Annotated in this window: 19 protein-coding genes and 3 tRNA genes; 15 read left to right on the top strand and 7 right to left on the bottom strand. The window is 57.3% G+C overall.

What is annotated here, in order from left to right:
• Positions 1–160: 160 nt before the first annotated feature.
• Positions 161–2,758: a bifunctional aconitate hydratase 2/2-methylisocitrate dehydratase gene (gene acnB, locus R84865_RS02230; protein ID WP_435638725.1), complete on the bottom strand. Its 2,598-nt coding sequence runs from the start codon at positions 2,756–2,758 to the stop codon at positions 161–163.
• Positions 2,759–2,931: 173 nt separating this feature from the next.
• Between acnB and R84865_RS02225 the strand changes: the two genes are divergently transcribed.
• The gene (locus tag R84865_RS02225) at positions 2,932–3,573 is read left to right on the top strand and encodes a MiaE family protein (RefSeq protein ID WP_435633496.1); all 642 of its coding nucleotides are present in this window, start codon (positions 2,932–2,934) and stop codon (positions 3,571–3,573) included.
• Positions 3,574–3,817: 244 nt separating this feature from the next.
• Here R84865_RS02225 and R84865_RS02220 read toward each other — a convergent pair whose 3' ends face one another.
• The 3 genes from R84865_RS02220 to R84865_RS02210 all read right to left on the bottom strand — a co-directional run bounded on the left by R84865_RS02220 (position 3,818) and on the right by R84865_RS02210 (position 5,932).
• Positions 3,818–4,300: a MaoC/PaaZ C-terminal domain-containing protein gene (locus R84865_RS02220; protein ID WP_435633495.1), complete on the bottom strand. Its 483-nt coding sequence runs from the start codon at positions 4,298–4,300 to the stop codon at positions 3,818–3,820.
• A gap of 149 nt (positions 4,301–4,449) precedes the next feature.
• Complete coding sequence (locus R84865_RS02215; protein ID WP_435633494.1) at positions 4,450–5,211, bottom strand: UDP-2,3-diacylglucosamine diphosphatase; 762 nt, start codon at positions 5,209–5,211, stop codon at positions 4,450–4,452.
• A 223-nt stretch (positions 5,212–5,434) separates the two neighbouring features.
• Entirely contained in the window at positions 5,435–5,932 is a 498-nt protein-coding gene (locus R84865_RS02210) for a peptidylprolyl isomerase (protein WP_435638724.1), read from the bottom strand.
• Between the two features lie 304 nt (positions 5,933–6,236).
• Here R84865_RS02210 and R84865_RS02205 point away from each other — a divergent pair, with 304 nt between their 5' ends.
• The 4 genes from R84865_RS02205 (at position 6,237) to R84865_RS02190 (ending at position 10,747) form a co-directional block, all read left to right on the top strand.
• A complete protein-coding gene (locus R84865_RS02205) occupies positions 6,237–7,940 on the top strand; it encodes a glutamine--tRNA ligase/YqeY domain fusion protein (protein ID WP_435636890.1) in 1,704 nt (567 codons plus the stop codon).
• 10 nt (positions 7,941–7,950) lie between these two features.
• Complete coding sequence (gene cysS / locus R84865_RS02200; protein ID WP_435638833.1) at positions 7,951–9,339, top strand: cysteine--tRNA ligase; 1,389 nt, start codon at positions 7,951–7,953, stop codon at positions 9,337–9,339.
• 81 nt (positions 9,340–9,420) lie between these two features.
• Positions 9,421–9,774, top strand: a complete 354-nt coding sequence (locus tag R84865_RS02195; RefSeq protein WP_435638723.1) for a copper resistance CopC family protein — start codon at positions 9,421–9,423, stop codon at positions 9,772–9,774.
• 43 nt (positions 9,775–9,817) lie between these two features.
• Positions 9,818–10,747: a copper resistance D family protein gene (locus R84865_RS02190; protein WP_435638722.1), complete on the top strand. Its 930-nt coding sequence runs from the start codon at positions 9,818–9,820 to the stop codon at positions 10,745–10,747.
• Positions 10,748–10,868: 121 nt separating this feature from the next.
• Here R84865_RS02190 and R84865_RS02185 read toward each other — a convergent pair whose 3' ends face one another.
• From R84865_RS02185 to folD, 3 genes are all read right to left on the bottom strand, one after another.
• Entirely contained in the window at positions 10,869–11,597 is a 729-nt protein-coding gene (locus R84865_RS02185) for a 5'-methylthioadenosine/adenosylhomocysteine nucleosidase (RefSeq protein ID WP_435636893.1), read from the bottom strand.
• Complete coding sequence (locus tag R84865_RS02180; protein ID WP_435633488.1) at positions 11,597–12,064, bottom strand: S-ribosylhomocysteine lyase; 468 nt, start codon at positions 12,062–12,064, stop codon at positions 11,597–11,599. The genes R84865_RS02185 and R84865_RS02180 overlap by 1 nt, the downstream gene beginning before the upstream one ends.
• 111 nt (positions 12,065–12,175) lie before the next feature.
• Positions 12,176–13,036, bottom strand: a complete 861-nt coding sequence (gene folD, locus R84865_RS02175) for a bifunctional methylenetetrahydrofolate dehydrogenase/methenyltetrahydrofolate cyclohydrolase FolD (RefSeq protein WP_435633487.1) — start codon at positions 13,034–13,036, stop codon at positions 12,176–12,178.
• A 421-nt stretch (positions 13,037–13,457) separates the two neighbouring features.
• On the opposite strand from folD, the gene R84865_RS02170 reads away from it, so the two are divergent.
• From R84865_RS02170 to R84865_RS02125, 10 genes are all read left to right on the top strand, one after another.
• Positions 13,458–13,534: transfer RNA gene (locus tag R84865_RS02170), tRNA-Pro, on the top strand.
• 65 nt (positions 13,535–13,599) lie between these two features.
• Positions 13,600–13,676, top strand: a tRNA-Arg gene (locus R84865_RS02165).
• 109 nt (positions 13,677–13,785) lie between these two features.
• Positions 13,786–13,860 (top strand) — tRNA-His (locus R84865_RS02160).
• A 351-nt stretch (positions 13,861–14,211) separates the two neighbouring features.
• Positions 14,212–15,576: a trigger factor gene (tig, locus tag R84865_RS02155; protein ID WP_435638721.1), complete on the top strand. Its 1,365-nt coding sequence runs from the start codon at positions 14,212–14,214 to the stop codon at positions 15,574–15,576.
• A gap of 226 nt (positions 15,577–15,802) precedes the next feature.
• On the top strand, positions 15,803–16,423 hold the full coding sequence (clpP, locus tag R84865_RS02150; RefSeq protein WP_435632981.1) for an ATP-dependent Clp endopeptidase proteolytic subunit ClpP: 621 nt from the start codon (positions 15,803–15,805) through the stop codon (positions 16,421–16,423).
• 90 nt (positions 16,424–16,513) lie between these two features.
• A complete protein-coding gene (clpX, locus tag R84865_RS02145; RefSeq protein WP_435638720.1) occupies positions 16,514–17,797 on the top strand; it encodes an ATP-dependent Clp protease ATP-binding subunit ClpX in 1,284 nt (427 codons plus the stop codon).
• A 210-nt stretch (positions 17,798–18,007) separates the two neighbouring features.
• On the top strand, positions 18,008–20,416 hold the full coding sequence (gene lon, locus R84865_RS02140; protein WP_435638719.1) for an endopeptidase La: 2,409 nt from the start codon (positions 18,008–18,010) through the stop codon (positions 20,414–20,416).
• A gap of 175 nt (positions 20,417–20,591) precedes the next feature.
• A complete protein-coding gene (gene hupB, locus R84865_RS02135; RefSeq protein WP_435632978.1) occupies positions 20,592–20,864 on the top strand; it encodes a nucleoid-associated protein HU-beta in 273 nt (90 codons plus the stop codon).
• A 271-nt stretch (positions 20,865–21,135) separates the two neighbouring features.
• Positions 21,136–22,956, top strand: a complete 1,821-nt coding sequence (locus R84865_RS02130) for a SurA N-terminal domain-containing protein (RefSeq protein ID WP_435638718.1) — start codon at positions 21,136–21,138, stop codon at positions 22,954–22,956.
• A 75-nt stretch (positions 22,957–23,031) separates the two neighbouring features.
• Complete coding sequence (locus R84865_RS02125; RefSeq protein ID WP_435638717.1) at positions 23,032–25,161, top strand: S9 family peptidase; 2,130 nt, start codon at positions 23,032–23,034, stop codon at positions 25,159–25,161.
• Positions 25,162–25,327: the final 166 nt, after the last annotated feature.

Genomic DNA, 25,327 nt, shown 5'->3' with positions numbered 1-25,327 from the left:
CATCATATTTCTTTACAGGGCTCTTTTATATAGTTTGAAAACGGTGTTCGCAACCTGAAAACGTCGAAAACTGGCAAGTTCTGCCTTTTTCCTTTTTTCGCTTCACTCATGCAAAGAGCCCTCGCACGCCTCTAAGAAAGACGTGGAGGGCTCGCCAGCGTTACGCTTCTTCCAGAGGAATGGTCGCCGCTGCCTTCTGATACTCGGCGATTTCGTGGAAGTTCATATAGCGATAGATATCGCCCGCCATGGCATCGAATTCGCCCATGTAGCCTTGATATTCCTCAACGCTGGGGAGGCGTCCCAATACCGCAGAAATTGCTGCCAGCTCCGCCGATCCCAGGTAAACGTTAGCGCCGTCACCCAAGCGGTTGGGGAAGTTACGCGTCGATGTTGATACCACCGTGGCGTGGTCCTCGACGCGTGCCTGGTTGCCCATGCACAGCGAGCAGCCCGGCATTTCCATACGGGCACCGGCGTGCTCGTAAATGTTGTAGTAGCCTTCTTCCTCGAGCTGGTGCTTATCCATCTTGGTGGGCGGTGCCAGCCACATGCGGGTTTTCAGCGATCCCGGCGGCTGTTTTTCCAGCAGCTTGCCTGCCGCGCGGAAGTGGCCAATGTTGGTCATGCACGAGCCAATGAACACTTCGTCGATTTTCTCACCGGCTACCTCTGACAGCAGGCGTGCGTCGTCGGGGTCGTTGGGGGCACAGAGGATAGGCTGGTCCACTTTGTCGAGATCGATCTCGATCACCTCAGCGTATTCAGCATCGGCATCGGCGCGCATCAGGGTCGGGTTCTCGAGCCACTCTTCCATGCCTTTGATACGTCGCTCGATGGTGCGCACATCCCCGTAGCCGTTGCTCAGCATCCATTTCAGCAGAGTAATGTTCGACTTCAGGTACTCGGTGACGCTCTCTTCGGACAGCGTGATGGTGCAACCGGCAGCGCTACGTTCCGCAGACGCATCGGAAAGCTCGAAGGCTTGCTCGACAGTAAGATCCTCGAGTCCTTCGATTTCCAGAATGCGGCCAGAGAAGGCGTTTTTCTTGCCCGACTTCTCGACGGTAAGCAGACCTTGCTGAATGGCGTAGTAGGGGATGGCGTGCACCAGGTCGCGCAAGGTAACGCCAGCGCGACGCTTGCCTTTGAAGCGCACCAGAATCGATTCAGGCATGTCGAGCGGCATCACGCCGGTAGCGGCGGCGAAGGCCACTAGCCCAGAGCCCGCCGGGAACGAAATGCCCATCGGGAAGCGCGTGTGAGAATCGCCACCGGTACCGACGGTATCGGGTAGCAGCATGCGGTTTAGCCACGAGTGAATGATGCCGTCGCCGGGACGCAGCGATACACCGCCGCGGTTCATGATGAAGTCGGGCAGGGTGTGCTGCATTTCGACATCGACGGGCTTCGGATAGGCGGCAGTGTGGCAGAACGACTGCATCACCAGATCGGCCTGGAAGCCGAGGCACGCCAGATCTTTTAGCTCATCACGGGTCATCGGGCCGGTAGTGTCCTGAGAGCCCACCGTGGTCATGCGCGGCTCGCAGTACATGCCGGGGCGTACGCCTTCCATATGGCACGCCTTGCCGACCATTTTCTGCGCCAGCGTATAGCCTGCATTGGTGCTTTTGGGCTGCTCCGGCTTGGCGAATACGTCGCTTGGCGGCAAGCCAAGGAATTCACGCGCATTGTGGGTCAGGCCGCGACCGATAATCATTGGAATACGGCCGCCTGCGCGCACTTCATCAAGCAGCACGCGGGTTTTTAGCGAGAAGGTCGAGATCACTTCGTCGGAATCGTGACGCGTCACCTCTCCTTTATAGGGATAGACATCGATAACGTCGCCCATCGCCATTTTCTCAACGTCCATCTCGATGGGCAGAGCGCCGGCATCTTCCATGGTGTTGAAGAAAATGGGTGCGATCTTGCCGCCGAAGCAGAAGCCGCCGCTGCGCTTGTTGGGCACGTTGGGAATATCGTGACCGAAGAACCACAGTACCGAGTTGGTAGCAGATTTACGCGAGGAGCCGGTGCCTACTACGTCGCCTACGTAAACTACCGGGAAGCCTTTGCTGCGCACTTCTTCGATCTGATTAAGCGGGCCACGCTTGCCGGGTTCGACCGGCTCGATGCCATCACGCGGGTTTTTCAGCATCGCGTTGGCGTGCAGCGGAATATCCGGACGCGACCACGCATCGGGCGCGGGGGAGAGGTCGTCGGTATTGGTTTCGCCGGGCACCTTGAATACGGTCAGGGTGATCTTTTCGGCCAGCTTGGGCTTTTGCGTAAACCACTCTGCTGCGGCCCACGACTCGATGGTGGCCTGTGCATGTGCATTGCCGTTGCGCGCACGTTCAGCGACATCGTGGAAAGCATCAAACATCAGCAGCGTGCGTTTAAGCTGTTCAGAGGCTTCAGCCGCCAACTCCTGATCATCAAGCAGCTCAACCAGCGTAGCGATGTTATAGCCGCCCTGCATGGTACCGAGCAGTTTCACGGCGTGAATCTTGTCGATCAAAGGCGATTGCGCTTCGCCCTTGGCAATGGCCGCGAGGAAACCCGCCTTGACGTAGGCAGCTTCATCAACGCCTGGGTTGATGCGATTGGTCAGAAGCTCAAGCAGGAACTCCTCTTCGCCCTGGGGCGGATTTTTCAACAGTTCGATCAGTTGAGCGGTCATTTCTGCGTCGAGTGCTTTCGGGGGTATTCCCTCTTTTGCACGCTCTTCGACCTGCTGGCGATAGGCTTCTAACACGGTGATCTCCTCGCGAGATATAAAAGTAGCGTTATGTTAGCGCTGAATGTCGACAATGTTAAGCGCTGGGTACTAGGCCTTTCGCCGATAGGGTGCCCATTGCGCTGGTGCTCACGTATGATTCGCGCAGCGTCGATGCCCGATGATGTACTGTCGTTGAAGAGGAAAATGCAATGGAAACGCCTGCTTACCTGACGTTGCTGCCGCAGCAGCTGCTCGATTTTCTGCCGTGTTTAACGCCGCCTGAATGGATTGAAGCGGCGCTGGGCAATGAGCGTTTACTGATGATTGACCATGCTCAGTGTGAGAAAAAGGCGGCTTCGACGGCAATGAATCTGATGTTTCGCTACGTTGATCGGGCCGAATTGTTGACAAAGATGTCGCAATTGGCCCGTGAAGAGCTGCTTCACTTCGAGCAAGTGGTGGAGCTAATGCGCGAGCGCGACATTACCTATGAACATCTCAGTGCTTCCCGCTATGCAGAAGGATTACGCGCCCACGTACGTGCTAACGAGCCGGGACGATTGATTGATATTCTGATCGTGGGTGGGCTGATCGAAGCGCGCTCATGCGAGCGCTTTGCAGCGCTAATTCCCCATCTCGATGAGGGATTGGCGAAATTCTATCGCACGTTGGTGCGCTCGGAAGGGCGGCACTTCGAAGACTATATAGCGCTGGCCGAGCAGTACGCCGAGGAGCACGGGCTTGGCAGTATCGCCGAACGCATCGCATTTTTCTGCGCGCGTGAGCGTGAGTTGATTGAAGGCCCTGACGACGAGTTTCGCTTCCATAGCGGCATACCGCGCAGCGCCTAATACGCCATTCATCGCAGCGGGAAGTCTACGCCATTACTCTATGGAAAAAGTCTGAGTGGCGCTTGGTACGGCCAACGCCTTGGCGATTGCTTCGATAGCGTCAGAGGCGGAGTAAGACGGGGAAGGCGTGGCGATTCGGCGAGCGAGCGGTTAAGGGGCTCCACCGCGGCGCAGTCTTCGTTGACCTCGAGATATCGGCTGAGGGCTAAGGCATCACCGCGCCTGCTGGCGCGGCTGACGAGCGCTATTCGCCCACCGACACCTTGGGGAGTTCCGCCGCGCGGCGGCTCACCTTCTCGCTGGGGGCAATCACCAGCGCCTCGCCACGCAGTACCTCAACACCGTCCTGATTGTGCGCGCTGCATTTCAGCGTTACCCGCCCGCGACGTCCTTTCTCCAGCACTTCTACCGTGGCCGTAATGGTATCGCCTGGCTTTACCGGCTTACGAAATTGTAGGCTCTGCTCAAGATACACCGCGCCCGGCCCCGGCAGTTGGGTGCCCAGTACCGCGGATACCAGCCCAGCGGTCCACATGCCATGCACGATCACGCCACCGAAGGGAGTGCTCTCAGCATATTCAGCATCGACGTGTGCGGGGTTGATGTCACCGGAAAGGTGTGCGAACAGGGCAATATCATCGTGACTGACGGTGCGCGACAGCGAAGCGCTTTGACCGAGCTGAAGTTCGTCGTAGCAGTGGTTTTCGAGGGTGTCTGTAGAAGACATGGGAATTCCTGAACAGTAGCAATAGAACGGAGCCTGCCCCGATGGCGGGGTGCATCCAATAAAAGGGCGGCACCCATGGGTACCGCCGCTCAGTTAAAGCGCGTGTGCTAACGACTAGCGTTCGCTTGAACGTTGCGCACGTGCGAGGGTTAGTTGTAGGCCAGCTCGCTCAGGCTGAACTCCTCTAGCGTGAGGGTCAGGCCATCGTGACGAACCTCCCAGGCAACATCGATATCGTTGGCGTGATCGAGACGCCAGTCGCCCACCACGTAGCGGCGCATCAGTTCGCCGTTGACCTCGAACTCGTGCACATCAGGGCGGTGCGTGTGGCCATGGATCAGGGTGCGTACCTGATATTCACCCATCAGCTCGACGACCGCCTGCTGGTTAACGTCCATGATGTTTTGCGGCTTGTTAGCGTTGGCATCGCTTGAGTCAGCGCGAAACTGCTCGGCAATTGCCTGACGTGCTTCAATCGGCATTTCCAGTGCTTGCTGCTGCCACTGCGGGTTACGCATCATGGCGCGGAATTCCATGTACTGCTCGTCGTCCGTGCACATCGAATCGCCGTGAGCGATCAGTACCGGTACATCGCCCAGCATAATCAGCGATGGGTCATCCAGAAGCGTCAGATGGGCCTCTTCAGCAAAGGCTTTGCCGATCAGGAAGTCGCGGTTGCCATGGATAAAGAACACATCTGTGCCAGTGTCGGCATAGGCAGCAATTTTGGCCGCTACTTCGTGCTCGAAGTCGCCCATGGCATCGTCGCCTATCCAGTAATCGAACAGGTCGCCAATAATGTAGAGGGTGTCTGCTTCTGCCGCGCGATACTCAAGGTAATCGTAGAACGCCCGCGTTAAATCGGGGTTCGATGGCGACAAATGCAGGTCGGCAATGAAAAGCGTGGTCATAGCGCCTCTATTAATTGGGAATATGAGCTAAGCATACCTGTTGCCATCGTGAGTGCAATGCTGCACTTGGCGGGTGCGGTGCCGCAGCGCGTGGCCCGGAGTCGCCGCTGCAATTAACGCGGCAGGGCGCGTCGCTGACGGACATCATCAGAGCCGCCGTTCATTGCGCGCGTTGATCTCTGTCACATGGTGCCTGACGGTGGTAGAGCAACGCGCGCTACACTTACTCTTCTTCGATGGTGGCACTCTCGAGTACCACGTCTTCCTGCGGTACGTCGGCGTGCATGCCACGACGGCCGGTTTTAACGCCTTCAATTGCCTCAACAACGTCCATGCCTTCGGCCACTTCACCGAATACGCAGTAGCCGAAGCCTTGCGGGGTAGGGGCGCTGTGGTTCAGGAAATCGTTGTCAGCCACGTTGATAAAAAACTGCGCGCTGGCAGAGTGCGGGTCAGGCGTGCGCGCCATGGCCAGCGTGCCGCGCTTGTTGGCAACGCCATTGGTGGCTTCGTTCTTGATCGGTGCTTCGGTAGGCTTCTGCTCGAAGCTGGCATCGAAACCGCCACCCTGCACCATGAATCCGGGAATCACGCGGTGAAACAAGGTGCCGTCGTAATGGCCCGAGCGCACGTAGTTTTCGAAGTTCTTAACGGTTTCAGGTGCCTTGTCGGCGAAAAGGCGCAGTTTGATTTTGCCTTTCGATGTATTCAGTACAATCATGCGGGTGTCCTTGTTGGCCACGAAGAGCGCTTCAGTAGAGATAGCTATCTGCTGAAGGGGAGACAGGCAAGGTGCGTACAGGCAGCTCGCGGATCGTTATAATAGCGGTTTATGTCGATAGCGGGAAAGTCGCGTCAAAGGTCGGTACAATGGCGCAATGCGTATGTCATTGCGGGTTAGTGCCAGTTAAGCACTCGCGCAGGTTTTTATTTGCAGGCTTTTAGCAAACGTTAAGAGCCCCGCTACTCTTATTTCCAGGCAAGGCTTGGCTTTGCCGTTCGATCACGAGGTTCAGCATCGCCCCATGAGTGTTGAAAGCAGCAACGCCCCGAATTTTCTCAGCAATCAGATTCGCGAAGAGATCAGTAGCGGTCAAACCCAGCACATCGTGACGCGCTTTCCGCCTGAACCCAACGGCTTTCTGCACATTGGTCACGCCAAATCCATTTGGGTGAACTTCAGCCTTGCCGAGCAGTTTGGTGGGCGCTGTCATCTGCGTTTCGATGACACCAACCCGGCCAAGGAAGAAGACCAGTTCGTACAGTCGATCCAACAGGATATCCAATGGCTTGGCTATCGCTGGTCCGGCGAAGTGCGTTACGCCTCTCAATACTTCGACCAGCTCTACGAGTGGGCCATCTATCTGGTGAAGCAGGGGCTGGCTTACGTGGACGATCTGAGTGCTGAGCAGATGCGTGAATATCGCGGCACCTTGACCGAACCCGGTCGTGCTAGCCCGTTCCGTGATCGCTCGGTCGAGGAGAACCTTGATCTTCTCGAGCGCATGGCAACCGGTGAGTTCGGCGAAGGCGAAAAAGTGCTGCGCGCCAAAATCGATATGGCGTCGCCCAATATCAACCTGCGCGATCCGGTGCTCTATCGTATTCGCCACGCCCATCACCACCAGACCGGCGACAAGTGGAAGATTTATCCTTCCTACGATTTTGCGCATGGTCAGTCCGATGCGATCGAAGGCATTACGCATTCGATCTGCACGCTGGAGTTCGAAGACCATCGTCCGCTGTACAACTGGATGCTCGAGCAGCTACCGGTGCCGGCCAAACCGCGCCAGATCGAATTTGCGCGCATGAATGTCAATTATACCGTTACCTCAAAACGCAAGCTGAGGCTGCTGGTAGAGAAGGGCATCGTGAATGGCTGGGACGATCCGCGCATGCCGACCATCTCAGGGCTACGCCGTCGTGGCTATACGCCCGCATCGCTGCGGCGTTTCTGCGAAATGACCGGGGTGGCGCGTTCGGCCAACGTGGTTGATATCGCGATGCTCTATTCGGCGATTCGCTCCGATCTCGAAGAAAATGCGCCACGCGCCATGTGCGTGCTGAAGCCGCTCAAGGTGGTGTTGACCAACGTGGGCGAAGATCACGAAGAGCGCATCGAGGCGGCTGGGCATCCGGCCCGTGAGGACATGGGCACACGCGTGCTGCCGCTAACTCGCGAGCTCTACATCGATGCCGACGACTTCATGGAAGAGCCGCCGAAGAAGTTTTTCCGTCTTGCGCCGGGCAAGGAAGTGCGCCTGCGCAACGCCTATGTCATCAAGTGTGACGAGGTGGTGAAAAACGACGATGGCTCGATCAAGGAGCTGCGCTGCAGTGTCGATTTCGACACCCTGGGGGCCAACCCCGAGGGGCGTAAGGTCAAGGGCGTGATTCACTGGGTCAGTGCCAAACATGGTGTGCCGGTCGAAGTGCGTAACTACGACAACCTCTTCACCGTCGAAGCACCGGACAAGTTTAAGGACGAGCAGGAGTTTCTCGCCAACCTCAATCCCGATTCACTGTCGGTGGTCGAAGGTATTGGCGAGCCTTCTCTGAAAGAGGCTAGTGCAGAGCAGCACTTCCAGTTTGAGCGGGTCGGCTACTTCTGTGCTGACCGCGTCGATCATGGTCAGGGCGGCAAGCTGGTGTTCAACCGTACCGTTAGTCTCAAGGATGGTTGGGCCAAGGCGCAGAAAAAAGCCGCGCAGCCGGGCCAGCAGGGGTAATCGCATGAGCGTGCAGCTATTTAATACCATGACGCGGCGCAAGCAGCCGCTGGCACCGCTCGAACCCAATACGGTACGTATGTACGTGTGCGGTATTACGGTGTACGACTACTGCCATATTGGCCATGGGCGCGTGATGGTGGCCTTTGACGTGGTGACGCGCTACCTGCGGGCGCGCGGGTACAACGTTAACTACGTGCGCAACATTACCGATGTCGATGACAAGATCATTCGGCGCGCCGCCGAGAACAATGAATCGATCAGTGCGCTGACTGAGCGCATGATCGACGCCATGCACGAAGACGAGCGTCGCATTGGCGTGCTGCCTCCCGATGAGGAGCCGCGTGCCACGGCGCACATGCACGATATCATTGCGATGGTGGAAACCCTGATTGAAAAAGGGCACGCCTACGCGGCTGATAACGGCGACGTTTACTATCGCGTGCGCAGCTTTGCTGATTACGGCAAGCTCTCGAATCGCAATCCCGACGATATGCGTGCCGGTGCTCGCATTGATGTCGAAGAAGCCAAGGAAGATCCGCTCGACTTCGTGTTGTGGAAGAAAGCCAAACCGGGTGAGTCAAGCTGGCCTTCGCCCTGGGGTGACGGGCGCCCCGGCTGGCATATCGAGTGCTCCGCCATGTCGAAGTGCTGCCTGGGCGAAAGCTTCGATATCCACGGCGGCGGTGCCGATTTGGTGTTTCCTCACCACGAAAACGAAATTGCCCAGAGCGAGGGCGCTAGCGACAAGCCCTTCGTAGCCAACTGGATGCATGTGGGGGCGCTGCGCATCGACGGTGAGAAGATGTCCAAGTCGCTGGGCAACTTCTTCTTCCTGCGCGATGTGCTTGAACATAACGATCCTGAAGTAGTGCGTTACCTGCTGTTGGCCAGTCATTACCGCAGCCCAATCAACTACGCCGACGATTCGCTGGAAGATGCGCGCCGTTCGCTGCTGCGCTTCTATACCGCGTTGGATGGTGTGGAAGCGAAGCAGGGCAGCGTAAGCGATGAGTTTTCCACACGCTTCTACGCCGCAATGGACGATGATTTCAACACGCCAGTGGCGCTAGCGGCGCTGTTCGATCTGGCCCGCGAACTCAACCGTGCCCGCAGCGACGATCCGCAGAGCGCGCCTGCGCTGGCCTTCGAATTGAAACGGCTGGCGAACATTCTGGGCCTGTTAGAGCGTGCGCCCAGCGAGTTTCTGCAGGGTGGAAGCCAGCAAGCGCTGCCGCTACCCGCTGCCGAAATCGAAGCGCGTATTGAAGCGCGCGCGGCGGCCAAGCAAGCCAAGCAGTTTGACGAAGCCGACCGCATTCGTGCAGAGCTTGAGGCCTTGGGCATTGTGCTGAAGGACACCCGCGAGGGCACGCACTGGGTCTTCGACAAGCGCTGATCGCCGCGCGAGTCTACTGTGCAGGCCGTGCCGCCGCTGATTGCGCGGCCTGCGATAATTTCATTGATCAAGGAACTTCCGATGGCTCGTCGTGTTCTTTATGGGTTAGCCCTGTTGGCCGTTTCACCGCTGGCGCTGGCTCATGCGCATCTTACCTCCAGCTCGCCGGCTAATGAGGCGGTGCTCAAGCAAGCCCCTACCCAGCTAACGGCCTCCTTCACCGAAGGCGTTGAAACCGCGCTAAGTTCGCTGACGCTCACCGATGATAGCGGTCACACCAGCAAGCTCGATAAGCTGACTGCCAGTGCTGATGGCGACAATACCTATCAGGTGGCGCTGCCCAAGCTGAAAGCGGGGCACTATCGGATCGATCTGCATATCACGTCGGTGGATACCCATCGGGTAGAAGAGCAGCTGCAGTTCACCGTTAAGTAGCGGCTCAGCGAGCAAGTGTGCTTCCAGCAGGTGTGGTGATAGCGTGTTCTCTTTGATCGACGCCGCCTTTAATGGCGGCGCTTTAGTGATGCTGCAAATAGCGGTGCGCGCGCTGGCGATTGGTAGCTCTTCAGTGGCGTTGGGGGCTTTGGTAGTAGGCTGGTGGCTAATTCCCCAGCACAGCGCCAGTCGGCCGTTGATTGGCCGTCTGCAGTGGCTGTCGGGTATTGCCACGCTGCTGGCACTGATCTTTTTCGTTGCGCTGTGGCCGCTGGTCGCTGCCCAAATGTCCGGGGCGACAACGCTTGCCGAGAGCGTTCCCGTGTTGCGGGTGGTGCTCACTGGCACCTCCTTCGGCGGCTTGTTGCGGCTGGTGTGGGGACTGTTGGCGTTGGCAGGCGTGCTGCTGCTTACACTGCTGTCACCGCTGAAGCGTGTTGCCTTGAAGGAGTTGCGCGGCGGGGTAGTGGCGCTGTTAGGCATGGTCGCGTTACTGCAACCGCTGATGGGGCACGGTGCCACGGTGGGCGCTGGTTATCTGCTGCCGATGACTAGCCATGTATTGGCAGCATCGCTGTGGATAGGGGCTATTCCCGCGCTAGCACTGGGCTGTATCGACCAAGCGGTTGATAGCCGACAATTGCTGGCGCGTTTTTCCTGGTTGGGTATTGCCTGCGTGGTGGTGCTAGGGCTGTCGGGTTTGGTGCAAACCATTACGCTGGTGGCCAGCTGGCAAGCGCTATGGCAAACCGTGTACGGGCAGCTGATTGTCGTAAAAGCCGTGCTGCTGGGCGCGCTGCTGGTGCTGGCGTTGATCAACCGCTGCTATTGGACGCCGCGTGCAGCCGCTCGCCAGCGTGGCATGCTGCTGACCATGGGCATTGAGTGGCTGCTGGCGCTGGGCGTGATTGTGATCGCGGTAGGGCTCGCGGCGCAGCCGCCGCCCGGCATTATGGGTGAGATGACCCATTAGCGTGGCAGCAACAGGTTAGACGCAAAAAGGCCAGGTGCGATTCAGCACCTGGCCTTTTTGATGGAATGCCGCGGAGGGCAAGCACTGCCCTCTGCGGCATTCCTTGGCGTTCGCCGTGGTATCAGCCGAGCTGTTCCAGCATCGACGCTACCATCTTCGCTGAGTTGGCGGCTGCGGTGGCGAGGAAGGTCTCGAAATCCACGTTATTGCCGTCCTTCTCGGGAAGATCCGAAATGGCACGGGTAACCACAAAGGGACAGTTGAAGCGCTCGCAGGTTTGCGCAATTGCGGCGGCTTCCATCTCGGCAGCAATCAGCTCAGGGAAACGTCGGCGCAGCGACGCTACCGCATCCTTGCCTGCCACGAATACATCGCCCGAGCCAATCGCACCTTCGTGCGCAGCGATACCCAGGCCATCGATGGCCTTGCGCGCTAGCGCCACCAGATCGTTATCGGCGCTATAGCGCGCCGGCATGCCGGGAATCTGGCCGGGCGCGTAACCAAAGGCCGTGACATCAACGTCATGGTGAAACACCTGTGACGACACCACGATATCACCGATACTCAGGCCTTCGCCCAGCCCGCCTGCGGAGCCGATATTGATAACGGCGTCGGGCGTATAGCGCTGGAAGGTGAGGGCCGTTGCGACCGCAGCGTTGACTTTGCCAATGCCCGATTCCAGCAACACCACCTGCTTGCCCTTGAGGCTGCCGCGGTGAAATACCGAGCCGCCCACTTCGGTTTTAGTGGGCGGGGTATCGAACAACGCCAGCAAGGCGTCAACTTCCTGAGCCATCGCGCCAATCAGTGCTACCTGCACTGATTCGGGGCGAGCATCCTGTGTGCTCATCAAGCGAACACCTGATCCCACTCGCCACGCTTGGCTAGCAGATCACGGGCCAGCTCTTTAGCGCCCTCGAGGCTGTGGCTTGCTGCCCAGCCACATTGAGTGGGGTTGCACGCGGGCACTTCATCGGCCTCGAGAACGTCTTTCAACGTCTTCTCAATGATGTCTAGCACGTCGTCGTAGTCTTCGTGGTTAATCAGTGACCAATAGAAGCCGGTCTGGCAACCCATTGGGCCTATGTCCAGAATCTTGTCTGTGTGGTTGCGCGCCAGCTCAGCAGTCAGGTGCTCAAGTGAATGGAGCGCAGGCATTTCCATGTGCTCTTTATTCGGCTGGCTAATGCGCAGGTCGTATTTGAAAATCTTGTCGCCGTGGATGCCTTCCTTGACGCCAGCCAGGCGAACATAAGGCGCTTTTACCTTGGTGTGATCCAGGTTGAAGCTTTCGACATTCATCTGTTTCTCGCTCATGGGGTCTCCTAAGCGTTGGTCTGGCATCCGCCGCAGCAGATGCGATGAAAGAGTTGTTTGATACCGGCCTGTGCTCGCGGCACGGCATCTGCCACCGGTAACGCTCGTTAACTAGCGTTGAGTATCGTGTAAGGTGGCGGCGGTCAGGGTGTTTTCCAACAGTGACGCCACGGTCATTGGGCCAACACCGCCAGGCACCGGGGTAATCCAGGCCGCTCGTTCGCGGGCTTGGTCAAATTCCACGTCGCCGACCAGATGGCCATCTTCGAGGCGATTAATGCCAACGTCGATAACAATCGCGTCTTCACGAATCCACTCACCCTTGATCAAGTGGGGAATCCCCACGCCAACGATCAGCAGTTCAGCGCGCCGCACGTAGGCTTCGAGATCCTTGGTGAAGCGATGGCACACCGAGATGGAAGCACCGGCCAGCAGTAGCTCCAGTGCCATCGGGCGTCCCACAATATTGCTGGCCCCGACGATGGTGGCATCGATACCCCGTACCGGCAGGTCGTAGTAATCGAGCAGCGTCATGATGCCCTTGGGAGTGCAGGGGCGCAGGTCGGGCTGACGCTGCGCTAAACGCCCAAGGTTGTAGGGATGGAACCCATCGACATCCTTGTCTGCGGCAATTCGCTCCAGAATGGGATTTTCATCGAGATGCGCAGGCAGCGGTAGCTGTACCAGAATGCCATCGATGCGCGCATCACTATTGAGCTCGTCGATCAGGGCCTCAAGCTCGGATTGAGTCGTTGCTGCGGGCAACTGATGCTTGAACGACTCAATGCCCGCTTCCTCGCAGGCACGCTCCTTGTTACGTACATACACTTGCGAGGCGGGATCGTCCCCCACCAGCACCACCGCAAGGCCGGGGGCAGAAAGCCCTTGCTGCTGACGCTTGGCCGTTGCTGCAGCTACTTTGGCACGAACATGATGGGCAACTTTCTTTCCATCAATCAATTGTGCGGCCATCGATGGCAGTTCCTCTAGCAATGTTGAAAATGATCGGTATAACGGCGATTGTCGCACGCCGCGCGTGCCAGTCAAAGCATCGTTAATGTCAGGCGGCCGCTTTCTCCTCTTTGCTCATTACCTCAGGCGCTGCGCTCAGGGAGAGCGGCAAGTAATAAAGCAGGCCCTTGGTTGCACACATCCTGGGGTTATACGCAGGGCCGTATCGCTGCTGTTTTCTTACTGCATCTTCGCGCTTGGCGAATCGTTATATCAGCTGTGCATCTCTCCATCGGTGGTGAAGGCGGGGCGTTAACCGCGCGTGTGGCGCTGGCGTGACGCGCTCAGCGTCGATTTCGTACAAGCCATTGATAATTCTGCTTGACCCGCGCAAGAAAGACGGTAAAATGCGCGTCGCATCGTCAAGCACGACGCTTGGAAACGGGGTATAGCGCAGTCTGGTAGCGCGCCTGCTTTGGGAGCAGGATGTCGGGGGTTCGAATCCCTCTACCCCGACCAACCTATTGATTAGGAAGGATTTTTCCTCGTTCAGGGTTGACGTTGACAGGTCTCGGTCGTACTATGCGCCTATAGCTCAACCGGATAGAGCAACGGCCTTCTAAGCCGTAGGTTGCAGGTTCGAGTCCTGCTGGGCGCGCCACGTGTCGGTCATTCTGGCAGTGAGTGTTCAGTAATCTGCTCGGTTAGGTCAGGGCAGGCTAGCAATTGAATTGAAACATTCGTTATTGCTACTACATGTTTCGGTTATGGTGGGTGTAGCTCAGTGGTAGAGCTCCGGATTGTGGCTCCGGTGGTCGAGGGTTCGATCCCCTTCACTCACCCCATCCCGACAAAATTATTAAAGGCTGAAGCGTCAGTCTTTTGAAAGAGCACCCAACGTCGGGTGCTTTTTTTTATGTCCAAGAAATACGCTTTTCTTCCGCTCAAATGCGGGAAAACTCCAGTAATGTCAGCGCGCTAGCATAATTTTTGCCGACTGGCCTTGAATCGCTGATATCTGGCCCCATGATGACGAGGAGTCAAACGCTTGTCTTAATGCGCGAGTGTTCTTAAAATCTTCGCCTTCGCATTAACCTGCGCACTATATTTTCAGTCGTTGCGGCCTGTCTTCATCACGTTAGCAGGGCGCTGCAACCCAACACGTAACGCCCCGCACGGCGGGTAAAGGATCATCCATGCAAGTGTCTGTCGAAACGACTTCTACAATCGGGCGCCGCCTGACCATTCAGGTACCGGCCGCACAGGTTGACCAAGCAGCAGATGCGCAGCTGAAAAAGTTTCAGGGGCGTCGTATGAATGGCTTCCGCCCGGGTAAGGTGCCTGCCAAGGTGCTGCGCAGTCGTTTCGGTGCAGAAGCACGCAACGAAGCCATCAGCGAAATTATTCGTGAGAACTACGTTAAAGCGCTCTCCGAAGAGTCGCTGAACCCAGCGGGTTTCCCCGAAATCGAGCCGACCGTCAATGAGCCGGGCAAGGATCTCGAATTCGTTGCCAGCATCGAAGTGTATCCGCAGATCGAGCTGAAAGGTATCGAAGGCACTTCCATTGAGCGTCCCAAGGCTTCCATCACCGATGCCGACGTCGACGAAATGATCGAAAGCCTGCGCAAGCAAGCGGCTGACTGGTCTACTGTTGAACGTGCTGCAGCCGATGGCGATCAGCTCAAGATCGACTTCGAAGGCTTCCTCGGTGACGAGCCGTTCGAAGGTGGCAAGGCCGAAGGTCACGAACTGGTGCTGGGTTCCAACAGCTTCATCCCGGGCTTCGAAGACCAACTGGTAGGCGCCAGCGCAGGCGATGAGCCAACCATCAAGGTCACTTTCCCGGAAGATTATCAGGCTGAACACCTGGCCGGTCAGGAAGCAACCTTCAAAACTAAGGTGCACGAAGTCAAGGAACAGGCGCTGCCGGAAATCAACGCTGAGTTCACCAAGCGTTTCGGTGTTGAAAGTGGCGATCTTGAAGAATTCAAGGTGGAAGTGCGCAAGAACATGGAGCGCGAGCTCGACACTGCCGTTGAAAACAGCGTTAAGCAGCAGGTAATCGAAGCGCTGAAAGCGGCTAATCCGATCGACGTACCGAAAAGCCTGGTGCAACAGGAAGTCGATGCGCTCAAGCGTCAGGCGGCGCAGCAGTTTGGTCTGGGCGAAGATTTCGACGTTAGCCAGCTTCCCAACGAGCTGTTCGAAGAGCAGGGCAAGTCTCGCGTGCAGGTTGGTCTGCTGCTGGCGGAAGTTGTCAGCGCCAACAGTCTCGATGCTTCCGACGACGAGCTTCGCAGCTTTGGCGAGCAGATCGCGCAGCAGTACCAGCAGCCCGAGCAGGTTGTTGAGCAGTATCTGAATAATGAGCAGATGAAAAATCAGCTCAAATCAGCGGTGCTCGAAAACAAGGCGGTTGAAAAACTGTCCGAAAGCGCCAATGTCACTGATAAGGAGATGTCTTATCAGGACGCGCTGGCTGCCGCTCAGGCTAACCCGGCTGCCGAAGGTGAAGAAGCCTCCGAAACAGCTGAAGCCAAGGACGAGGAAAACAGCTAAGGCGTTCCTCTCTGCTACGTGGCGCCAAGCGCTGCAGGCAGCCAGAAATGCGGCTCGGCTTCGGTCGGGCCGCAGCTGTTTAAAGAATAGGACACCCCTACTGGCGCGATGAAATGACGCGCGCCTGATATTGTGTTTACATTGACGAATGTCGCCGACGACAGCCGGCTTAAGCCGATTGTCATCGCCGCAGTTTGGTTCTACAGAATTTAAGGGCAGGGTCACGATGCGCAGCGAGTTTGATATTAGTAGTGCCGGTGGACTGGTCCCCATGGTGGTGGAGCAGAGCGCACGAGGCGAACGCTCTTACGACATATACTCCCGACTGCTCAAAGAGCGCGTTATCTTTCTGGTAGGACCGGTCGAGGATTACACGGCTAACCTGGTAGTGGCTCAGATGCTCTTTCTGGAGTCCGAGAATCCTGACAAGGATATCCATCTCTACATCAATTCCCCCGGCGGCTCGGTAACGGCAGGGATGTCCATTTACGACACCATGCAGTTCATCAAGCCCGACGTTTCTACGCTGTGCATCGGTCAGGCGGCAAGCATGGGTGCGCTGCTGCTGACCGGTGGGGCAGAAGGCAAGCGCTTCGCGCTGCCGCACTCGCGGGTGATGATTCACCAGCCGCTGGGCGGCTTCCAGGGGCCTGCCAGTGATATCGAAATCCACACGCAAGAGATCCTCAAGATTCGTGAAGAGCTCAACCGCGTGATGGCCGAACACACTGGGCAGCCGCTCGAAAAGATTGAGCGCGACACCGACCGCGACAACTTCATGAGCGCGCAAAGCGCGGCTGATTACGGCCTGATAGACGCCGTACTTGATCGCCGCCCACAAGCCTGATTCCGTCTTTGAGCGTGCTCCCAGCGCTCAAAGCTTGATTCCGTAAGCGCGGTGGCGTTCGATACCACCGCTTTGAAAAGAGGTACTCGTATGGCAGACGGCAAAGACAAGGACGAAAGTGGCAAGCTTTTGTATTGCTCGTTTTGCGGCAAAAACCAAAACGAAGTACGCAAGCTGATCGCGGGACCGTCCGTCTATATATGTGACGAGTGCGTAGACCTCTGTAACGACATTATTCGTGAGGAAGTGCTCGAAGCCGAATCTCAGGAAGAAGGGCAGGAACGCCTGCCGACGCCGCATGAGATTAGCGGAACGCTAGACGACTACGTCATTGGTCAGGAACGTGCCAAAACGGTGCTGTCGGTAGCGGTGTACAACCACTACAAGCGTCTCAGAATGGGCAACGGTGATGTCGAGCTTGGTAAAAGCAACATCCTGCTGATTGGCCCGACCGGTAGTGGTAAAACGCTGTTGGCACAAACCATGGCGCGCCTCCTCAATGTGCCGTTCACGATTGCCGACGCCACCACCCTGACTGAAGCAGGCTATGTTGGCGAAGATGTCGAAAACATCATTCAGAAGCTGCTGCAATCGTGCGATTACGATGTCGAGAAAGCGCAGCGTGGCATCGTATACATCGATGAAATCGACAAGATTACCCGTAAGTCGGAGAATCCCTCGATCACCCGCGATGTATCCGGTGAAGGCGTGCAGCAGGCGCTGCTGAAAATGATCGAAGGCACCACTGCTTCGGTGCCGCCGCAGGGTGGGCGCAAGCATCCGCAGCAGGAATTCCTGCAGGTAGACACCAGCAACATCCTGTTCATCGTCGGCGGTGCCTTTGCCGGTCTCGATAAGGTAATTCGCGATCGCTCCGAAAAAGGCGGCATTGGCTTCGGTGCTACTGTTAAAAGCAAGGCCGATCAGAAAGGCGTGGGCGAAACCCTGGCCGATGTCGAGCCCGACGATCTGGTCAAGTTCGGCCTGATCCCCGAGTTCGTGGGTCGCTTGCCGGTCATCGCGACGCTGAACGAGCTTGATGAAAGCGCCTTGGTGCAAATTCTTACCGAGCCGAAAAACTCGCTGGTACGTCAGTACGAGCGCCTCTTCGAAATGGAAAATGTCGAACTCGACTTCCGTGAAGAAGCGCTCAAGGCAGTGGCTCACAGGGCCATGGAGCGTCGTACCGGTGCTCGCGGTCTGCGTTCCATTCTCGAAGCAGTGCTGCTCGACACCATGTACGACATTCCGTCGCAGAACAACGTGTCGAAAGTGGTTATCGACGAGAATGTGATTGCCGGTACCAGCGAGCCGATTGTCATCTACTCGCAAGATGACGAATCGCTCAAGCGTACTGCCAACAAGGACGGCTAAGCACCGCTGACCAACCCTCGTGCTGCAGGCGCTGGCGAGAGGCGAGCAGCAGCGGTTATCGCACAAGGGGCCTTCGGGCCCCTTGTTCGTTATGGCCCTCGCAGCACCGGTACGGGGTTGCATTTCGTGATTGTGCCCTCATTAATGTGGGCAACGAAGGTGTTCCTGCAGCTTGCGAACACCCTGATTTCAAGCAAGAGGAAAGTCTGGATGGCAAGTTCCACCGAACAAACGCAACATCTTCCATTGTTGCCATTGCGTGACGTGGTGGTGTACCCCCAGATGGTGATCCCACTGTTTGTCGGGCGTGAAAAGTCGATTAATGCCCTCGAAGCCGCGATGGCCGCCGACAAACGCGTGATGCTGGTCGCCCAGCGTGAGGCAACCGAGAACGAACCGGATCACGACGATCTGTTTCGGGTAGGGACGGTTGCGGAAATCATGCAACTGCTAAAACTGCCTGATGGCACCGTCAAGGTGCTGATAGAAGGGCAGCAGCGCGCCGATCTGGTGGCGCTCGATGAAGACGATCAGATGGTCCGCGCCGAAGTGTCTCCGCGCGCTAGCGAGCCGCTCAAGGAGCGCGAACGCGAAGCGCTGGTGCGGGTATTGCTCGAGCAGTTCGAGCAGTACGTCAAGCTGTCCAAGAAAGTCCCTAACGAAGTGCTCTCGTCACTGAAAGGCATCGACGACCCCAGCAAGCTGGTCGACACCATCAGTGCGCATTTGTCGCTGGCAATCGGTGAAAAACAGCAGCTGCTGGAGCTCGATAAGGTGCGTGAGCGCATCGAGCACATGCTGTCGCTGATCGAGGCTGAAATCGATCTGCTGCAAGTCGAGAAACGCATCCGCTCGCGGGTCAAGGAGCAGATGGAGAAGTCGCAGCGCGAGTACTATCTGAATGAGCAGATGAAGGCCATTCAGAAAGAGATGGGCGAGCTTGACGACGTACCCAATGAAATCGAACAGTACGAGAAAAGCATTGCTGACAGCGGCATGCCCAAGGAAGCCGAAGAGAAGGCACGTCAGGAGCTTAACAAGCTCAAGATGATGGCGCAGAGCTCGGCCGAGGCCACCGTTGTTAGAACCTATCTCGACTGGGTGCTTAGCGTGCCGTGGAAAAAACGCACCCGCGTCAAACACGACATCGAGCGCGCCGCGCGCATTCTCGACGAAGATCACTACGGGCTCGAGGAAGTGAAAGAGCGCATTCTCGAGTACTTGGCGGTGCAGAAGCGCGTCAAGAAGCTCAAGGGGCCGGTACTGTGCCTGGTGGGCCCGCCCGGGGTGGGTAAAACTTCGCTCGGTCAGTCGATTGCGCGCGCTACTAACCGCAACTACACCCGCCTGGCGCTGGGCGGCGTTCGCGATGAATCCGAAATTCGTGGCCATCGCCGCACCTATATTGGCTCGATGCCGGGCAAGCTGGTGCAGCGGATGGCCAAGACGGGTGTCAAAAACCCGCTGTTTTTGCTCGATGAAATCGACAAGCTGGGCCAGGATCACCGCGGTGATCCGTCATCGGCGCTGCTCGAGGTGCTCGATCCCGAGCAAAACAGCGCCTTCAACGATCACTATCTCGAGCTCGACTACGACCTGTCGGACGTGATGTTCATCTGCACCGCCAACTCGATGAACATTCCCGAGCCGCTGCTCGACCGCATGGAGATCATTCGCCTGCCAGGCTATACCGAAGATGAGAAGCTCGGTATCGCCAAGCGCTATCTGGTGCCGAAACAGCTGGCGGCGAATGGACTCAAGAAAGACGAGCTGACGTTCGACGAGCCTGCGCTGCTGGAGCTGATTCGCTATTATTCGCGCGAAGCAGGGGTGCGCGAGCTCGAGCGTCAGATTGCCAAGGTGGCGCGCAAGGTCGTACGCGAGCGCGTTGAGCAAGAGCGCGGTAAGGGTGCCGCAGCCCCGTTGGCGCTGGGTGCCGATGATATCGAGCGTTACGCCGGCGTGCGCCGCTACAGCTTCGGTCTGGCGGATAGCGAAGATCAGGTCGGGCGCGTTACCGGGCTGGCCTGGACGTCGGTGGGCGGCGAACTGCTGTACATCGAATCGGTCACGTCTCCCGGCAAAGGGCGGATTGAAAAAACCGGCTCGCTGGGCGACGTGATGAAAGAATCGGTTAGCGCCGCATATACCGTGGTGCGCTCGCGTGCCGAGGCGCTGCAGATCGATCCTGAACGTTTCGAAAAGCAGGATTTGCATATTCACGTGCCTGAAGGGGCAACGCCTAAGGACGGCCCCAGCGCTGGCATTGGCATGGTCACCGCGATGGTGTCTGCCTATACCGGGCGCGGCGTGCGCGCTGATGTGGCGATGACGGGCGAGGTGAATCTGCGCGGTGAAGTGATGCCAATTGGCGGTTTGAAAGAGAAGCTATTGGCCGCGCGTCGCGGTGGCATCAAGATTGTGCTGATTCCTGAAGAGAACCAGCGCGACCTCAAGGAAGTGCCTGATGCTATCAAGGATGTGCTCGATATTCGGCCCGTTAAATGGATCGATCAGGTGCTCGAAGTGGCCCTGGGCTCGCGCCACGCGGACGATAAAGTAGAGCGCGCGCGCGGTAAATCCACTGCCGCTCGGCCATCTTCAGCAAGTACCCATTGACATGGTTTTCGCGCCATAAAACTCGATTTATTCAGTAATGGCGCGGTTTCAGCACTCAATTTACTTGACCGAATTTGGGCGCGTTGCTATACAATGACGGTCGATGCAATATCATATTGTGCATTGGTCACCGCGCATACGCATGGTACTTATTTGTTAACCCAAGGGGTGAATAGTGAATAAATCTGAACTGATTGAAGCCATCGCGGCTTCTGCCGACATTCCTAAAGCGGCAGCTACTCGTGCTCTCGACGCGTTGATCGATTCTGTCACTGACAGCCTCAAGAAAGGCGACACTGTTGCTCTGGTAGGCTTCGGTACTTTCAGCATCAAGGAACGCGCTGCACGTACTGGTCGCAACCCCCAGACTGGCAAGCCGATCAAGATTGCTGCGGCTAAAGTGCCGAGCTTCAAGGCTGGTAAAGCGCTCAAGGACTCCGTCAACTAAGACACACGTTCTCAGGCGTTGATAAGGGTTAGGTTGGCTAAGTTCAGGTGCGGTGCACCGGTAAGTCACCCCGTTATCGAACATAAAGCGCATCCTTTGATGCGCTTTTTGTTTGCGCGCTGGTCAGGGCGTTGGTGTGGCTATCACTACTTTTCACGTTAAAACACTCCGGTTTTGCGGTACGTGAAGTTCATCGCGCATGGCGTGCCGATGCATGTAAAAGGTATAATGCGGCACCATCCAAGACCGTTTGTGATCAACCGAGGTTTCAATGCTGCAACAAATCAGGGAACATTCTTCCGGCTGGATTTCCAAGGTAGTTATTGGCGTAGTCGTGGTCGTGTTTGCGCTGTTTGGCCTTGAGAATCTAGGCAGCCTGTTTTCTGGTGGCTCGTCGAAAAACGACGTGGCCACCGTCAATGGGGATGGTATCAGCCGGCGCTCCCTTGATGAGCAAGTGATGCGCTTGGCGCAGTCGGGCGACCTGCCTCCAGAGAAGCAGGAGCAGGCACGCGGCCAGATCCTCGATCAGTTGATTCAGCAGAAGCTGCTTGATCAGTATGCTGCCAAGGGTGGTATGGCGGTCTCTGATGCTCAGATTGACCAGTTGATCCTGAACTTGCCGCAGTTCAAGTCGAACGATGGCAAGTTCTCGACCCAGCAGTTTGTCGAGAAGCTGCGCCAGATCGGCTATACCCCGGAAACCTTCCGTGACTATCTAAAGCGTGATCTGACCATCCGTCAGTTGCAAAACGGCCTGATTCTGGGCAGCTTTGCGACCGGTGCCGAGCGCTCCAAGATTACCGCGCTGAGCAATGAAACGCGCGATTTCCGCTATGCCATTCTCGATAGCAGCAACCTCTCTGCGCCGGTGCAGGCCAGCGACGAAGAGCTGCAGCAGTACTACGACCAGCACAAGGAGCAGTATGTACGCCCTGAGCAGGTCAAGCTTGATTATCTGGTGCTCGATAAAAGCGCGCTGGCCAAAAACGTCAGCGTAAGCGACAGCGACCTGCGCGCTGAGTACGACAATCAGGCCAAGGATGCCGCGCGTCAGGTTTCTGACATCGTGATTTCCGACAAGGATGCGCAGAAGGCCAAGGCGCGTATGCAGCAAGTGCAGCAGCAGCTCGATGGCGGCAAGGACTTCGCCAGCGTGGCGCGCCAGTTCTCTGACGACAAGGCATCTGCCAGCAACGGCGGCGATCTCGGTAACGTGACCACCGGCATCTTCGGCGAGCCTTTCGACAGCACTGTTGCCAAGCTGACTAAAGGCCAGGTATCGAAGCCGTTTGAATTCGACGGCGCGCTGCATTTGGTCAAGGTAACCGGTATCGATATGCCTTCCTTCGACGAACTGAAGCCGCAGATCACTGAGCGTTTGCAGCTGCAGAAGGTCAATAGCGAGTTCGATAATGCCGTTGAAGAGCTGGGCGACAAGAGCTTCTCGGCTGATAATCTCGATAGCGTTGCCAAGGACATGAAGCTGCCGCTTCAGCACAGCGATTGGCTGGCTGAAGACAGCGATAACATTGACGGCATACTGGGCGAGCCGGGCGTGCTTGACGCTGCGTTCTCCAGCGATGTGCTAAGCAAAGGCTACAACAGCGATGTGCTCGATCTGGGCAATGATCGCCGCGTAGTGCTGCACGTGAGTGAGCACCGCGATCAGCAGCAGCTTCCGTTCGATCAGGTCAAGGATCGGGTGCGTCAGGCGGTTATCGCCGACAAAACCCGTAGCGCGCTTAACGATCTGGCCAAGCAGCGTGTCGCCTCACTCAAACAGGGTGAGCAGGTGGCGCTTGGCTGGCAGTCGGCGGCCAAGGTTTCCCGTAATGCCGATACCCCCGATGCCAAGATCATTAACCGGGCCTTTGCGCTGCCGCGCCCTGAGCAAGGCAAGCATAGCTTTGGCACCGCCGAGCTTGGCGATAACAAGGTAGCGGTACTCGAGCTCAACGGCGTTGGTACTCGCAGCGATAAAGGGTCCGAAGGCAAGATCGCTAACTCGATTCGCGATGCGCAGGGCAACTCTGTTTCCAAGGGCCTCTTGGATCTGCTCAACGAACGTGCCACTATCGATCGCAAATAACGCGTTTCAGGTTTTGCCACATCATGTAGCCCGGTGCCTGTTAGGTGCCGGGCTTTTTCTTTACAGGTAGGTACGATGACTTCTTCTTCCAGCGTTCAGCCGCTCCCGGCTCCCGATGCCGAGCAGCGTCCCCATACCGTTACGGCTCCCTTTGGGGCGAGTCGTGACGATGTTTATTACTGGCTGCGTGACGATGAGCGCAAGGATCCGGCAATCATCGACTACCTGAACCGTGAAAACAGCTATGCGGATCAGCTGTTGGCGCCGCTCACAGGCTTCCGCGACACTCTTTACGAAGAGCTGATTGCGCGTATTAATCAGGAAGAGTCATCGGTGCCTTACCGTAAACGCGGCTGGTGGTATTACAGCCGCTTTATCAAAGGTCAGGATTATCCATTGATGGCCCGTCGCCGCGATAGCGAAGGGCTGAGCGCAGAAACGCTGATGGCGGCCCATGCCAATAACGATTTCTCGCACGAGCAGATACTTCTCGACCAAAACCAGTTGGCGGAAGGCAAGGAGTTCTTTAGCCTGGGCGCAGCGGCAATTAGCCCTGATACCCGTCTGATTGCGTGGGCCGAGGACGATAGCGGTCGGCGTCAATTCAGGATAAAGGTCAAGGAAATTGGCACTGAGGAGGTGATCGATACCGGTATTACCGGCGTGTCGGGCTATATCGTATGGGCCAACGATAATCGCACCTTCCTGTATATCGAGAACGACCCCGACACGCTGCTGACCAAGCGTGTCAAAAAGCACGTGCTGGGCACCGATGCGGCAGAAGACCAGCTGATCTACGAAGAGCACGACAACAGCTTTTACCTTGGTCTGACCAAAACCCGTGATGATCGCTTTATCACTCTGGTGCACTTCAGCACCGATACCACCGAAATGCGCTATACCTCAGCCGATCAGCCGGCCGAGCTGGTTCCACTGGCACCGCGTGAAGAGGGGCTGCGCTATAACGCGGATCACTATGCGGGGCGTTGGGTCATTTCGACCAACGCCGACGGCGCTGAAAATTTCAAGGTAATGAGCGCGCCATCGACGTCTACATCGCGCAGCGAATGGCAGTCTTTGCTCGATTACGACCCGCAGGTGGTGATCGAAGATGTCGAGCTGTTTGATGGCTTTCTGGCAATCGCAGAGCGTTCCAACGGCCTTGAGCGAATTCGCCTGCTGTTCGATAACGGCGAGCAGCGCTACGTGTCGGCCGATGAGCCGGCCTATTCGATGGGGCTATCGGCCAACCCTGAGGCCGAATCGACGCTGTTGCGTTACGGCTATACCTCACTGACGACTCCCGCAACTGTCTATGAGCTTGATCTCGCCAGCGGCAAGCGAAAGCAGCTCAAACAGCAGCAAGTGGCCGGCTATTCCCCCGATAACTACCACACCGAACGGCTGTGGATCAGCGTCCGCGATGGTACCGAGGTGCCGGTGTCGCTGGTCTATCGCAAGGGATTTGTGAAAGACGGTAGCGCCGCGCTCTATCAGTACGGCTATGGTAGCTACGGCATGTCGATGGACCCCGGCTTCTCATCGACGCGCATCAGCCTGCTGGATCGCGGGGTAGTGTTTGCGATTGCCCATGTGCGTGGCGGCGCGGAGCTGGGGCGTCAGTGGTACGACGCAGGACGGTTGCTGAATAAGCAAAATACCTTCAATGATTTCATCGATATTACCCGTGCACTGGTCGAGCAGGGCTATGCGAGTGCTGAACGCGTGGCAGCCGCCGGGGGAAGCGCTGGCGGTCTGCTGATGGGAACGGTCGCGAACCAGGCACCTGAGCTCTATCGGGTGATGGAGGCGCACGTGCCGTTCGTCGATATTGTTACCACCATGCTCGATCCAACCATTCCGCTCACCACCAATGAGTATCACGAGTGGGGCAACCCTGAGCAGCAAACGTACTACGACTACATGCTGGGTTACTCGCCCTACGACAATGTCAGTGCCCAGGCTTACCCGGCGCTCTATATCAGCACGGGACTGTGGGACTCTCAGGTGCAGTATTGGGAGCCCGCCAAATGGGTCGCGAAGCTACGTGACATGAATACTGGACAGCGCCCGCTGGTGTTCCGAACCAATATGGAAGCGGGGCACGGCGGTAAGTCAGGGCGTTTCAAACGCTATGAAGAGCTGGCAGAGTCGTACGCGTTCGTGCTGGAGCAATTGGGGGCGACCTCGTTGGTCGACGCGTAAGCTTGCGCAGGGCATAGAGCGGCCGCTGGCGCCTGATCGATACGCGTGCGGAGTGTGCATCAGCTCGCGCTCAGCGTCGAGGTGGCGAGTCAACCGCAGCGGGGCGACTGGCGGTAGTCAGCGGCCTTGCTCGCTGCTGGGTTATCGGCTATCGCCGTTGGTGGCG

The sequence above is a fragment of the Carnimonas bestiolae genome (genome assembly GCF_051251145.1).
GTDB classification, from domain to species: Bacteria; Pseudomonadota; Gammaproteobacteria; order Pseudomonadales; family Halomonadaceae; genus Carnimonas; species Carnimonas bestiolae.
The sequence above is the reverse complement of the archived record's forward strand: the minus strand, read 5'-3'. Positions and strand labels throughout refer to the sequence as shown.

What these genes read in the sequence shown, in the direction of transcription:
- R84865_RS02220 (WP_435633495.1), bottom strand. Translation starts at nt 4,300, where the DNA reads ATGTCTTCTACAGACACCCTCGAAAACCACTGCTACGACGAACTTCAG.
- lon (WP_435638719.1), top strand. Translation starts at nt 18,008, where the DNA reads ATGGCAAGTTCCACCGAACAAACGCAACATCTTCCATTGTTGCCATTG.
- tig (WP_435638721.1), top strand. Translation starts at nt 14,212, where the DNA reads ATGCAAGTGTCTGTCGAAACGACTTCTACAATCGGGCGCCGCCTGACC.
- R84865_RS02130 (WP_435638718.1), top strand. Translation starts at nt 21,136, where the DNA reads ATGCTGCAACAAATCAGGGAACATTCTTCCGGCTGGATTTCCAAGGTA.
- R84865_RS02210 (WP_435638724.1), bottom strand. Translation starts at nt 5,932, where the DNA reads ATGATTGTACTGAATACATCGAAAGGCAAAATCAAACTGCGCCTTTTC.
- R84865_RS02125 (WP_435638717.1), top strand. Translation starts at nt 23,032, where the DNA reads ATGACTTCTTCTTCCAGCGTTCAGCCGCTCCCGGCTCCCGATGCCGAG.
- R84865_RS02180 (WP_435633488.1), bottom strand. Translation starts at nt 12,064, where the DNA reads ATGAGCGAGAAACAGATGAATGTCGAAAGCTTCAACCTGGATCACACC.
- folD (WP_435633487.1), bottom strand. Translation starts at nt 13,036, where the DNA reads ATGGCCGCACAATTGATTGATGGAAAGAAAGTTGCCCATCATGTTCGT.
- clpP (WP_435632981.1), top strand. Translation starts at nt 15,803, where the DNA reads ATGCGCAGCGAGTTTGATATTAGTAGTGCCGGTGGACTGGTCCCCATG.
- clpX (WP_435638720.1), top strand. Translation starts at nt 16,514, where the DNA reads ATGGCAGACGGCAAAGACAAGGACGAAAGTGGCAAGCTTTTGTATTGC.
- R84865_RS02225 (WP_435633496.1), top strand. Translation starts at nt 2,932, where the DNA reads ATGGAAACGCCTGCTTACCTGACGTTGCTGCCGCAGCAGCTGCTCGAT.
- R84865_RS02215 (WP_435633494.1), bottom strand. Translation starts at nt 5,211, where the DNA reads ATGACCACGCTTTTCATTGCCGACCTGCATTTGTCGCCATCGAACCCC.
- R84865_RS02205 (WP_435636890.1), top strand. Translation starts at nt 6,237, where the DNA reads ATGAGTGTTGAAAGCAGCAACGCCCCGAATTTTCTCAGCAATCAGATT.
- R84865_RS02185 (WP_435636893.1), bottom strand. Translation starts at nt 11,597, where the DNA reads ATGAGCACACAGGATGCTCGCCCCGAATCAGTGCAGGTAGCACTGATT.
- R84865_RS02195 (WP_435638723.1), top strand. Translation starts at nt 9,421, where the DNA reads ATGGCTCGTCGTGTTCTTTATGGGTTAGCCCTGTTGGCCGTTTCACCG.